General features: G+C 41.5%; 11 protein-coding genes. 5 read left to right on the top strand and 6 right to left on the bottom strand.

Annotated elements, in window-relative coordinates; genetic code table 11:
• Position 1: 1 nt before the first annotated feature.
• Together AABS66_RS04250 and AABS66_RS04245 are read left to right on the top strand one after the other, a co-directional pair.
• Positions 2 to 778: a dimethyl sulfoxide reductase anchor subunit family protein gene (locus AABS66_RS04250; RefSeq protein WP_349422379.1), complete on the top strand. Its 777-nt coding sequence runs from the start codon at positions 2 to 4 to the stop codon at positions 776 to 778.
• A gap of 150 nt (positions 779 to 928) precedes the next feature.
• Positions 929 to 1,522, top strand: a complete 594-nt coding sequence (locus AABS66_RS04245; protein WP_206082309.1) for a TorD/DmsD family molecular chaperone — start codon at positions 929 to 931, stop codon at positions 1,520 to 1,522.
• 54 nt (positions 1,523 to 1,576) lie between these two features.
• Here the strand turns inward: AABS66_RS04245 and AABS66_RS04240 are convergent, their stop codons facing one another.
• Positions 1,577 to 2,119, bottom strand: coding sequence for a DUF924 family protein (locus AABS66_RS04240; protein WP_206082310.1), 543 nt, complete (start codon positions 2,117 to 2,119; stop codon positions 1,577 to 1,579).
• Between the two features lie 418 nt (positions 2,120 to 2,537).
• Between AABS66_RS04240 and AABS66_RS04235 the strand changes: the two genes are divergently transcribed.
• Entirely contained in the window at positions 2,538 to 2,807 is a 270-nt protein-coding gene (locus AABS66_RS04235; RefSeq protein ID WP_206082311.1) for a hypothetical protein, read from the top strand.
• 40 nt (positions 2,808 to 2,847) lie between these two features.
• Here AABS66_RS04235 and AABS66_RS04230 read toward each other — a convergent pair whose 3' ends face one another.
• Genes AABS66_RS04230 through AABS66_RS04210 form a run of 5 tightly spaced genes read right to left on the bottom strand, consistent with a single transcriptional unit; the run spans position 2,848 to position 9,029 of the window.
• On the bottom strand, positions 2,848 to 4,590 hold the full coding sequence (locus tag AABS66_RS04230) for an acetyl/propionyl/methylcrotonyl-CoA carboxylase subunit alpha (RefSeq protein ID WP_375084246.1): 1,743 nt from the start codon (positions 4,588 to 4,590) through the stop codon (positions 2,848 to 2,850).
• Between the two features lie 4 nt (positions 4,591 to 4,594).
• Complete coding sequence (locus AABS66_RS04225) at positions 4,595 to 6,181, bottom strand: 5-oxoprolinase/urea amidolyase family protein (protein ID WP_272539628.1); 1,587 nt, start codon at positions 6,179 to 6,181, stop codon at positions 4,595 to 4,597.
• Between the two features lie 9 nt (positions 6,182 to 6,190).
• A complete protein-coding gene (locus AABS66_RS04220; protein ID WP_206082314.1) occupies positions 6,191 to 6,997 on the bottom strand; it encodes a putative hydro-lyase in 807 nt (268 codons plus the stop codon).
• A complete protein-coding gene (locus AABS66_RS04215; protein ID WP_349414942.1) occupies positions 6,994 to 7,773 on the bottom strand; it encodes a LamB/YcsF family protein in 780 nt (259 codons plus the stop codon). The genes AABS66_RS04220 and AABS66_RS04215 overlap by 4 nt, the downstream gene beginning before the upstream one ends.
• A 14-nt stretch (positions 7,774 to 7,787) precedes the next feature.
• Positions 7,788 to 9,029, bottom strand: coding sequence for an NRAMP family divalent metal transporter (locus AABS66_RS04210; protein WP_206082316.1), 1,242 nt, complete (start codon positions 9,027 to 9,029; stop codon positions 7,788 to 7,790).
• Positions 9,030 to 9,442: 413 nt separating this feature from the next.
• Between AABS66_RS04210 and AABS66_RS04205 the strand changes: the two genes are divergently transcribed.
• Both AABS66_RS04205 and gltP read left to right on the top strand, forming a co-directional pair.
• Positions 9,443 to 10,105 (top strand): GntR family transcriptional regulator, encoded by a 663-nt coding sequence (locus tag AABS66_RS04205; protein ID WP_206082317.1) that lies wholly within the window; start codon positions 9,443 to 9,445, stop codon positions 10,103 to 10,105.
• 573 nt (positions 10,106 to 10,678) lie between these two features.
• The gene (gene gltP / locus AABS66_RS04200) at positions 10,679 to 11,986 is read left to right on the top strand and encodes a glutamate/aspartate:proton symporter GltP (RefSeq protein ID WP_206082318.1); all 1,308 of its coding nucleotides are present in this window, start codon (positions 10,679 to 10,681) and stop codon (positions 11,984 to 11,986) included.
• Positions 11,987 to 12,315: the final 329 nt, after the last annotated feature.

Genomic DNA, 12,315 nt, shown 5'->3' with positions numbered 1-12,315 from the left:
AATGCATGAATTACCATTAGTTTTTTTCACCGTCTTAGGGCAATCCGCTGCGGGGCTGTTTTTGTTGGCCTATTTAAGCCGCAAAATGGGTTCCATCGATGACAAACAGTTAAAAACGGCGAATATCGTTGCGTTTATTATTATGCTCATTGGTTTAGTTATCGGTGGATTGCACGTAGGTCAACCACTACGCTTCTTTAATATGCTGTTAGGTGTTGGTCGTTCTCCAATGAGTAACGAAGCCTTCTTAAGTGGTGTATTTGTTGGATGTGCAGCAGCAACCTTGTTTTTCACATTGTTCTTCAAAAATACCGTCTTGCGTGAATTGGCGAATATCGCGGCTGTGGTATCTGGATTAGCCTTTGTCTGGTCAATCCCACAGGTATATAACATTGCAACAATCGCAAACTGGAATACGGGCTATACCACACTGCAAATGTGGATGACCATGCTCGTTGGGGGTGGTGCACTTGCCATTGCCATTGGTGCTCGCGGATTAGGCATTGCTGCATTTCTTATCGGTACGTTCGCTATTTTTGCCAGCCGAGCGGGATATCAAGCGTTCCTAACAGAAACAGGCCCTGTTCTCAGTAGCGAGCAAACAGGTTTCTGGGGCTTCCAAGTGGTTGTTTTAGCTATTGCCTTAGCTGCATTTGTTGGTATCGCACTGAAACAACGCGCACCGAAAGCGACCTTAGCTACCTGTGCGGCAGCGGTTTTACTGGCTGAACTTGCGGGTCGCATTGCTTTCTATAATTTATGGCAAATCACCATGTAACCCTTTGTTGTTACTGTGTTAAAATGACCTATCAAAGGACGCCTTTTGGCGTTCTTTGATTAAATGCCAAAATTACTCTGCAACAATATCATTGAACGTAATCAGATTAAAATGCCATGCTGCAGCGCGAAATAAGATGGATAAAATACGATGCTAGACACCACTATACTGCGCATTTTAGGTGCGTTTTTTTACTATTCCCCACAATCAGATACCTTACAGAACGTCTATTCCGCCTTAGGTGAATTACCACAATTACACTCATGGAAAGACTCAGAACAAATTCAGGCTATTTGTGCTTCATTGGCACAAACTGCCCCTAATGATATTGCTTATGATTACTCTGTCCTATTTGAAGGGCAAGGTAGCATGCCTGCTCCACCTTGGGGATCAGTGTACTTTGAGCATGATAATACCGTCATGGGAGAGTCAACTGCGGCTTATCGCAACTTACTGCAATCAAAAGGGTTAGTTACTGATACTGGCATTCGAGAACCTGAAGACCAGTTTGGCTTGATGTTGATGGCAATTTCAGCGCTCGCAGAACATGGGGAAGATGACGCTATCGTTGAATTGTTGGAGCAGCATTTATTACCGTGGGCATACCGCTACTTAACCTTAGTTCAACAAACGCAAACAGAAAACGCCTTCTACCCAAATATCGCCAAGGTCACTGAAGTCTACTTAACTGACTTACAAAAACAACTTGAACTTACACCAATTCAGGTTGAGTTATTCCGCTAATTTTATTATACCCAAGAGTAAGCTCAAGCTACCTGCTCTTTGGTTATTTAAACGTTAAAATGAGGAGCCTGGCTCTTGCAAAAAAGCCAGCTCTTGTTGGGTCGATGGGCGGCCTAAAACCGTATTACGATGCGGATAACGACCAAATTTATCAATAATCGCTTTATGGCGCATTTCATAATCTAACGTATTGTCATCCCCTAACATACGGAAGAGTTCCACTGCTTGTAAATGAATGAAACTGGACTCTGAGTGCATATAAGGCATTAAGACAAATTTACGTTGCGATAGCGTCAATAAATTATAATCATGCTGCTTGATGGCTTCTTGCGCTAACGCCAACGCCATCGCATCTTGAGCAAAAGCGCGCGGAGTATCACGCCATAAATTACGAGAGAACTGATCAAGCACGATAATTTCCGCTAAACGACCACGAATTGACGCACGCCAATAAGCGAGTTCTCCTTTCGCTGCACGCTCACAAATCGCTGAAAAACGGCGGGCAATCGTCGAATCAAATTTTGTACTTTTTTCAAACCACTGTTTTGGTGTTGATTCTTCAAACCAAAATGAAAGCACTTCTTCCATGGCATTCATCGTATATTCCTATCGATTTTCTTATTAGACGTTATCGTAATCCTAGTTAATAATCGTATTAATTAACAGAGTTAAACTCTAAAAACAGCAATTCACAGCAAATTATTTTGTTTTTTTGCGACCTAACGCTAAAAAATTGCACAACATTTTTTGTCACAATTTAACAAATTAGCTTGTTTATACCTGAGGTAAATTATTGTATCTATCACTATAATAGGTTTAAACTTTTTCAATTTTCATGTTTTGTTATTTAATGTGAGGACATCTGTTTATCAAGAGGAAATAGATACATTTGGTTAAGCTAATGTTAGAATTTCACTGATAAGATAATTGTATAGCTAACGCGTTTAAGTACACGACGCCACATTAATAATTCTTCAGCGTTTAATATTGGCTCTCATTAAGGATGGCAATGTAAATGGCAGGACATATGGTACTTATTGGTTGGGCATTATGGGTCAGCCCTTGCGGGACAGATTCATGTGATGCACTCCCTGTCACTGACACCATTTTTACTCAAGAACAATGTGTTAGCAGAAAAAGCTACCTCGAGTCAAAACGCCCTAATCTGTATTTCCTCTGCGGGGAGGTCTATCGTGACAGCGAAGAAATGACTGCGGAAGAAAAACATGCTGTTCCAGCACCGCATCCCCCTCTACGTTCACTGCCAGAACGCCATTCACGCTAACTTGAGCCCCTATTTGAACCCAAGTTAGCTAAAGGATTAACTAATTTATTTGTGCAATTTGGCAATCTGCTTCGATAAAATCGCCTTTATTGACACTATGTTCTAAGGTTCCTGTTTGATGAGCAAGCACCTGAACTTCCATTTTCATTGCTTCCATTACCCCAATAATATCCCCTTCGTTCACTTTTTCACCTTGTGGGATTAACCAGTTAAATAACACACCTGAGATCGGAGCATTAACAGCATCTGGATTACTCTCCTTTTTAGAAGTCACTTTTGTTACTGGTGCATTGTTAACGGATAAACCAGAAAGGAGCTCAGCTGGCAAGCCCAATTCACAGCGTTTGCCATCAATTTCAATAAACGTACGCGTTAATACATTGCTATCTTGTGGAATTTGACGTGGCGCAGGAGGAATATCCACATTAAACTCCGTTTCAATCCAGCGAGTGTGCACTTTAAAATCGCCACAAAAATCAGCCTGTTCCATCACGGCCTGGTGGAAAGGTAAAACAGAAGCCACCCCCTCAATAGTAAACTCAGCCAAAGCACGACGAGCACGTGAAATAGCTTGTTCACGGGTATTTCCAACCACGATCAGTTTTGCCATTAAAGAGTCAAAAGTTCGCGGGATTGTTGTGCCTGCTTCTACCCCACTGTCCACTCGTACACCTGGCCCTGATGGTGCATCAAAAACGGTAATCGTCCCTGGCGTCGGTAAGAAACCATTTCCTGCGTCTTCTGCATTTATACGAAACTCAAAAGCATGCCCCCGCGGTTTAGGCATTTCATTGATACTTAACGGCAGGCCTTGTGCAATACGCAACTGTTCAATAACCAGATCAATTCCTGCCGTTTCTTCTGTCACAGGATGCTCAACTTGTAATCTTGTATTGACCTCAAGGAAAGATAACGTTCCATCTTGGCTAAGCAAAAACTCAACCGTACCCGCGCCGACATACCCCGCCTTACGACAAATATCGGTCGATGAAGTGATAATTTGCTGTAATTGCTTTTCTGATAAATATGGAGCAGGAGATTCTTCGACTAATTTTTGATTACGACGTTGCAATGAGCAATCGCGGGTTCCCACGACCAGTACATTGCCATGCGTATCTGCGATAACCTGTGCTTCAATATGGCGTGGATTATGCAAAAATTGCTCAACAAAGCATTCACCTCGACCAAATGCAGCGGTCGCTTCGCGCACAGCGGAATGATAAAGCTCTTCGACCTCATGCATTTGCCATGCAACCTTTAAGCCACGTCCACCACCGCCAAACGCCGCTTTTATTGCAATCGGCAAGCCATGTTGATGGGCAAACTCCACCACTTCTCGCGCGTCTTTAACAGGGTCTTTTGTCCCGACAACCAAAGGGGCTCCGACCTGCATTGCGATATGACGAGCTTGCACTTTATCCCCTAAGATATCAATGCTTTCAGCACTCGGGCCAATCCAAATTAACCCTGCCTCGTTAACCGCGCGAGCAAACTCTGCTCGTTCGGATAAAAAACCGTATCCTGGGTGAACCATTGTTACCCCTGATTTCTTGGCAATACTTATCAGCTTTTCAATATTTAAGTAACTTTCAGCTGGGGTGCTCCCCCCTAAAGCATAAGCTTCATCAGCCATTTTGACGTGTAACGCAGCTATATCGCTATCTGCATACACGGCAACAGATTGAAAACCATAATCACGACATGCACGGATAATGCGTACAGCAATTTCGCCACGATTGGCAATCAATACTTTATGGTCTTTGTTATTGTTGTTCGTATTCATAAGCTCAATCACTCCCTTGTAATTCTTTAAACTCGCCTAATGGGTTAAAACGTATTAAGGCATTCACTGGAATTTGCCCTGCGAGATCCAAATGATACTCACAGACAGTACCGATAACGGGGTATCCGCCCGTCAATGGGTGGTCGTTTAAAAATAAAACAGGTTGTCCATTTGCAGGGACTTGGATCGCCCCAATACAGGTCCCTTCACTCGGTAATTCCTGTTGGATTTTTCGCTCAAACGGTTGTTCACCCAGAAGTCGCAAACCAATACGGTTCGATGCAGCAGTCACTTGCCATAATTGGTGAGTGAGTCGCTCAATAGCCTCCTGAGTAAACCAATCTGTTCTTGGCCCCAAAATAACATCTAAAACCACAACATCATCTGCTGATGGGTAATCAAAAGCAGGCATTTCGTTAACGGAGATAGCTTGCGAAGTTGTTTGATTATTTATTGCGAGCTCTTGACCAACCGCTAAGGGTAATGGCCCAACTTGGGCTAGGGTATCAAACGAACGACTCGATAAAATCGGGGCAACATTAAAACCACCACGAATGGCCAAATAACTGCGAACACCTTTCGTTGGGCGCCCCAGTTTAATCTCATCGCCTTTAGCAAGATGAAGAGTTTCATACACATTCGCTTCGTAGTATTCGTTGTTGTTTGTCGTTATTTCAATTGCACAAGGCGCCCCTGTGACAGCAACGATTAAATTTTTATTTGCCCGTGCCTTAAAACCACCTTGCGTGATTTCTAACACGGTTTCATCGGAACGATTACCCACAAGGCGGTTAGCACTACGCAGAGCCGTTTTATCCATAGCCCCTGATTCTGAGATACCCAGCGCTGATTGGCCAACACGGCCTAAATCTTGGAATAATGTTTGTAACCCTGTCGCTAATACGGTGAAATCATTCGTTAAATTCTGAGAGATTGCTGTTTGCTTGACCTTTTCAGGCAGGCTATAGCTCAGCGTACTTTTCGCTGCATTGGTAAAATTCACCCGTGAGCCCGCTTGGACTAAAGCAGGCTCGGGACGATTGATATCCCACATAGCAAGATCTGTCACACCAATCAGTTGCCATCCGCCTGGACTTGCTTGTGGGTACACGCTGCTAAACTCCCCTGCAAGCGCGACAGAACCCGCGGGGATACGAACGCGTGGTGATTGGCGTCTAGGGACATGCAACTGTGCATCTTTCGACACCATGTAACCAAAACCAGGTGCAAAACCACTGAATGCAACATGGTATTCATTTTCCGTATGACGACGGATCACTTCACTGATAGAAACACCTAATATTTCAGCAACTTCTATTAAATCTTCCCCTGTATAATGCACTGGGATGACCACTAATTTGCTCGATTTAGACGTCACTTTCGAAATATCTCTGACAGAAATCTGGCTAACCAAATTTTTCGCATTAACAATGATAGGGTTATAGCGAACTAAAATCGTCCTTGCTGCAGGTGTGATTTCTTCAATCCCCTTAATTGGCGTTTCATACAATGAATCTGTGAGCGCCATTGTCTGCTCAAGGCTTTGAAGCTCTACCATCAGCGCACTTAAATTGACAGGTAAAAATCTCAATGGGCACCTCTATATATGATAAGCCGCATCAGGCACATCAGTGATGAACATATATCCAGGCGCATGGCTTAACGCAAATGGCACCCCCGATTTCATCACTGCCGCTTGTGGCGTCACACCACAGGCCCAAAATACGGGAATTTCCCCCTCTTCGATACGTACCGCATCGCCAAAATCGGGTTGCATTATATCGGCAATGCCAAGCTGCTCAGGAGCACCAATGTGCACAGGTGTACCGTGAACGGCGGGGAATCGCCCTGTTATACTGACAGCATCAGCAACGCGGTTTGCAGGAATTGGTCGCATCGAAACCACTAACTCCCCTTGTAAGCGCCCTGCAGGGCGACACAAGCGATTGGTTTTATACATTGGGACATTCGATTTATCGGTGATATGGCGCACATCAATACCTGCCTCAATCATAGGTGTCTCGAATGTGAAACTACAGCCAATCAAAAATGTAACTAAATCAGGATATTGTCGATAAATTGCGGTCGCATCCGTGATTTCATCGGCTAATTGCCCATGTTCCCATACGCGATAACGCGGGATATCAGTTCGTAAATCTGCACCTTCAGCTAACATGGTTTGCCAACTTCCCGATTCACACACATCTAAGACTGGGCAACTTTTCGGATTACGTTGTGCGTACAATAAAAAATCAAACGCCCAATCACGAGGAAGTGCAATCATGTTGGCCTGCGTCATACCTGGAGCAAGACCTGCAGTCGGTTTATCATAGCCATTACGTATCGCTTCGCGGGCAATTCGTGCGGCCTCAATCGCTTGCGTAGAGGCTTTCATTAATTGTGTCATTCGCGCTCTCCTTTATGGGCAAAGCCATAAATTTCAATCCCTTGTTTTTCAAGGATAGAGCGAACTTGTTGTGCCATTTCAAGCGCACCTGGACTATCCCCGTGAACACAAATGGAGCCAGCATCAATTGGGGTAAATTTACCATCAATAGATACAACACCGCCTTCCTGCACTAATTGCAACATACGCTCAGCCACAATTTTCGGGTCATGTAATACAGAGCCTGCGAGTTTACGGGAAACCAATGTACCATCGCTGTTGTAAGCTCTATCTGCAAAGGCTTCTGCCACAACTTGCAAACCACTGTCTTGTGCCCAACCAATCAGCGGAGATCCCGCTAATGCAACAAGAATTAATTGATTATCAATCGCTTTGATTGCATCAATCACTGCGATAGCTTGGCGTTTATCATGTGCAATCGTGTTATAAAGTGCACCATGGGGCTTCACATATAACACATCAGTACCCGCAGCAGTGGCTAAACCTTTTAGTGCGCCAATTTGGTAAATCACATCCGCAATCAATTCACTGGAAGCAATATCCATATTTCGACGTCCAAATCCCACTAAATCGGGATACCCTACATGAGCGCCTACTGCCACACCATTTTCTTTGGCCGCTTTTAAGGTTTTTAAGATCCCTTCAGGTGAACCCGCATGAAAGCCACAAGCCACATTTGCACTGCTGACTACAGATAAGATAGCCTCATCATTTCCCATCTGCCATTGACCAAAACTTTCCCCAAGGTCGCTATTTAAATCGATTTGTTTTTTCATCATCACTCCAAGGGTTATTTCAGATAATTAAAGATGGCGCTGACTGACATCGCCCCCATGTACCAAGTCAGTGCGCAAGTCACCACACCTGACCATAATAACCAACGTGGATAGTGATAACCTGACATCAAATCTGCACGTTTCCAGCCAATATAGACAAAAAGAGTCAAACCAATTGGCAGGATTAATCCATTGAATCCCCCCGCAAAAACTAGCAATGCAGCAGGTGCCGTTCCCATCAGCAAATACACTATCAGAGAAACTGCAATAAAAATGATCGTTGCGATATTACGTTGTCTTTCAGAAATAGTGTGTTTGAAAGCAGTTAAAAAACTCATCGACGTATAAGCCGCACCAATCACACTTGTTAGTGCCGCAGCCCATAAGATCAATCCAAAAATACGTAAGCCAAAATTACCCGCAGCAGCCTGAAAAGCTTGAGATGCGGGGTTAGCTGCATGACCAGAGATATCAATTGTTACGCCACTTGCAACAACTCCTAGAATGGCAAGGAATAAGACATAGCGCATTAAACCAACAACCAATATTCCTTTTGTTGCCGCACTGGATACCACATGAATGTTTTCAATCCCTACCGTGCCTTTATCGAGTAAGCGATGAGCCCCCGCATAACAGATATAGCCGCCAACCGTACCGCCCACAATTGTCGTAATCATCGCAAAGTCGACGGTATCGGGTAAAACACTTTGACGTAGCGCTTCCCCAACGGGTGGATTCGATGCAATTGCGACAAACACGGTTAAACCAATCATGACAATCCCGAGGCCAATAATTAACCTATCAATAAATGTACTGGCTTTGCGTGATGAGAAAATATAAATGGCAAGTAAGGCGCTAATTAATCCTCCCCATTTTGGGTCAAGGCCAACAAGTGCATTTAACCCTAGTCCTGCCCCTGCAATATTACCGATATTAAAAATTAAGCCGCCAAAAATCACCAATATTGCCAGTAAATAACCACTCCCAGGGATAGTCGCATTCGCTATTTGTGATGAGTGCATTTTGGTTAATGTCACGACTCGCCAGATATTTTGCTGCACAACAAAATCAATCACGATGGAGGCTAAAATACCAAAAGCAAATGCCGCGCCCAACGTTACAGTAAATGTTGCAGTTTGGGTAATAAACCCAGGACCTATCGCAGACGTCGCCATCAAAAATATGGCACCAATTAGTGACGAGCGGCGACTTTTCACATACTCAGCAGTGCTTGGTGCGCTTTCTTGAGCTGCCATATACATACTCCTCTATGTGTTATTGTTTTAATTATTTGTGTCGTTGTAGATGTTGTTATTGCGATTATCACTCAGGCAATTATCGTGCCATTGTTCTACTTGTTATGTTAATTGTTAATTCATCTTTAATGGATTGTTGAACAATTAGTATGAGATGACGAATAAACAATCAATAAAAATCGTTATCCATGATTTAAAAATCAAGGCGTGATCACTTTTTTAACAATGAAAGCAAAAAATAGGTTATGGATCTCATTGGAATGCACTAATTCAGTGCGACTTAGGCTATTTTTCACCATATAGGTGCAAATCAGGGGATGCACCCTGATGTTTTTGAAAGGAAACTTGCCGCTTAAACTTGAATATGTGAATATAGCCGCTTCATCATCCACCAAATTCAAGTTTGCATTTTTATGAAAAAAACGCCTGTTGCTCAAACCTTGTCAGTCACGATTGCGGAAGTCATCCGTGCTAAAATCACCGTAGGGGAAATCACGCCAGGGCAGCGGCTGTCTGAAGCAACATTGAGTGATGAACTCGCTATTTCACGTAATACGCTTCGCGAAGTCTTTCGTGTATTAACACAAGAAGGATTACTGACCTATGCACCAAATAAGGGCGTTTTTGTGTCAGTCCCTGATATGTCTGCGATTATTGATATTTACCATGTGAGACGACTCATTGAATGTAATGCACTAGAACACGCTTATGCGTTACATCCTGCCGTGCAAAAAATGAAAGATGCAGTTGTTGATGCGCGTCAACATGAAAAAATCGAGAATTGGATTGGTGTGGGCACAGCCAATATGAAATTCCATACTGCTATTGTCGAATTAACCGATAGCGAGCGGCTTATCAAACTTTATCGTAATATATCTGCTGAATTACGTCTCGCTTTTGGGCACCTAAATGACCCCAAAATTTTATATGCACCCTATATTGATAAAAACCAATTTATTCTTGAGCTACTCGATAAAGGCCACAACCTTGAAGCTGCAAATACCTTACGCAGCTACCTTGATTTATCTGAACGAACACTATTGGCAGCTTATAAACGCAGCCAAACTTCATTTTAATTTTCTTGTTTTACCAAATTAACGCTGTTCCTCCCCTCTTTGAATTACCCCCAGATTAAATTTTTTACATTACAAAAATTTGAGTGAATCATCTTATTCCCACAATAAAAATTTTTACGAATATTACAGCAAAATAAGTTTAAATTTATCGAGTAGAAAACTCTGCATTGTTAATTAATCACATTCATATCTTTAATTTTAATATTCTATTTATATCGGTATGTAATAAAAAAAGTACTTTTGTTTGTTTTTTCATCCAATCTAGTTTCCCCCCTTACGCATTTAACTTATTTTTAACGTAAAAAAAACCAGAATAAAACACTTTCATTTTTTTAATGTAACTCGAAAATTAACTTTCTCACGCCACAAGAATTTACATCAAACACAATATTATCACAATTAATTGACTTTAATGCCGCTTATTTAACAAAAGTAACGAATTGATATAAATTACCTACTGAAATTACTCAAATAAATCGAGTTAATAGTTGTAGTTTTCTCGAATATTCGTTATAAAATTTACGATAATAAAAAAGCATACATAAAAATTATTAATATAAATGAGATTTCATTATGACATTAAACCAAGTGACTAATAAGAAGCCCTTTAAATTTGGCCTAGGATGGCAAATACTGATTGCTCTTATTTTAGGTGTTATTGCTGGTGCACTTTTGCATGACAATACAGAGTACAAAGATTGGCTTATTTTAAATATCCTTTCTCCCGCGGGTAAAATATTTATTCAGTTAATTAAAATGATCGTTGTGCCCATTGTTATCTCAACGCTCATCGTGGGTATCGCTGGTGTCGGAAATACAAAACAATTAGGTTCTCTCGGTTTCAAAACCATTCTCTATTTTGAAGTGATTACCACAATCGCCATTATTGTTGGTATCTCCTTCGCAAATATATTTCAACCGGGTGTTGGTATTGATATGTCTCAACTCACCCAAGTCGATATTTCTCAATACGAAAAAACGACACAAGAAGTCGAAAGTCATCCATCAGGGATTATCAATACCATTCTCACTTTAGTCCCTAGCAATATTTTTGCTGCGATGGCAAGTGGTGACATGCTCCCTGTCATCTTTTTTGCAGTTATCTTCGGTTTAGGGCTGTCATCTTTACCCGCTGAGAAAAAACAACCACTGCTTGATGTGTTACAAACATTTTCTGAAACCATGTTCCGCGTGACTAATATGATCATGATGTATGCACCAATCGGGGTATTCGCATTGATCTCAGTCACCGTTGCAAACTTTGGGTTCTCATCATTAGTCCCATTACTTAAATTGGTTATTCTTGTGCACTGTGCAATTATTTTCTTTGCTGTGGTGGTATTAGGAATTGTTGCGCGTTATTGCAAAATTAATATCTTCACGTTAATGAAAATATTAAAAGATGAGCTCCTATTGGCCTATTCCACAGCAAGCTCTGAAACTGTACTTCCACGCATTATGGATAAAATGGAGAAGTACGGCGCACCAAAATCTGTAACCAGTTTTGTTATTCCTATCGGTTATTCATTTAATCTCGATGGCTCCACTTTATATCAAAGTATTGCAGCAATATTTATCGCCCAACTCTATGGTATTGAATTATCCATAGGCCAAGAGCTGATACTCGTATTTACCCTGATGATCACGTCAAAAGGTATTGCAGGCGTTCCTGGTGTATCATTCGTTGTACTACTTGCGACATTAGGCAGTGTTGGGATCCCATTGGAAGGCCTTGCATTCATTGCAGGTGTTGACCGTATTTTAGATATGGCACGTACTGCTCTTAACGTTGTTGGCAATGCATTGGCCGCTCTCGTTATTGCTAAATGGGAACATAATTACGACATCAAAAAAGCACGTGAGTATGAAAGTACCTTTTAATTCAAAATATAAATAAGCTATTACAATGATGCCCTCTCTGACAATTAGATAGGGCATCATTTTCTAAAAAAATACAAGTCTAGAGTATTTTCCCTTACGCATTCATTATAACAATATTTTCTATATATATTTAAGATATCTTTAACACTAGTTACATATACCTATTTCTTTCTTTTATTTTATTTTTTTAAATAATTTACCTTTAGTCATTGGAACTTTATTGATATCTTAACTACGCTATAAATCTTGCACTAAGTATTTCGTATATTTGTTAGTCTGAGCAGGAAAAAATGAATCAAATAAGAAGATTTCTTTTATTTTTAAAGGTG

Origin of the sequence: Providencia sp. SP181 (assembly GCF_050446505.1) — a bacterium.
Taxonomy (GTDB): Bacteria; Pseudomonadota; Gammaproteobacteria; order Enterobacterales; family Enterobacteriaceae; genus Providencia; species Providencia vermicola.
This window is presented reverse-complemented; position numbering and strand designations above follow the sequence as displayed.

What these genes read in the sequence shown, in the direction of transcription:
- AABS66_RS04220 (WP_206082314.1), bottom strand. Translation starts at nt 6,997, where the DNA reads ATGACACAATTAATGAAAGCCTCTACGCAAGCGATTGAGGCCGCACGA.
- AABS66_RS04250 (WP_349422379.1), top strand. Translation starts at nt 2, where the DNA reads ATGCATGAATTACCATTAGTTTTTTTCACCGTCTTAGGGCAATCCGCT.
- AABS66_RS04215 (WP_349414942.1), bottom strand. Translation starts at nt 7,773, where the DNA reads ATGAAAAAACAAATCGATTTAAATAGCGACCTTGGGGAAAGTTTTGGT.
- AABS66_RS04210 (WP_206082316.1), bottom strand. Translation starts at nt 9,029, where the DNA reads ATGGCAGCTCAAGAAAGCGCACCAAGCACTGCTGAGTATGTGAAAAGT.
- AABS66_RS04240 (WP_206082310.1), bottom strand. Translation starts at nt 2,119, where the DNA reads ATGAATGCCATGGAAGAAGTGCTTTCATTTTGGTTTGAAGAATCAACA.
- AABS66_RS04235 (WP_206082311.1), top strand. Translation starts at nt 2,538, where the DNA reads ATGGCAGGACATATGGTACTTATTGGTTGGGCATTATGGGTCAGCCCT.
- gltP (WP_206082318.1), top strand. Translation starts at nt 10,679, where the DNA reads ATGACATTAAACCAAGTGACTAATAAGAAGCCCTTTAAATTTGGCCTA.
- AABS66_RS04230 (WP_375084246.1), bottom strand. Translation starts at nt 4,590, where the DNA reads ATGAATACGAACAACAATAACAAAGACCATAAAGTATTGATTGCCAAT.
- AABS66_RS04205 (WP_206082317.1), top strand. Translation starts at nt 9,443, where the DNA reads ATGAAAAAAACGCCTGTTGCTCAAACCTTGTCAGTCACGATTGCGGAA.
- AABS66_RS04245 (WP_206082309.1), top strand. Translation starts at nt 929, where the DNA reads ATGCTAGACACCACTATACTGCGCATTTTAGGTGCGTTTTTTTACTAT.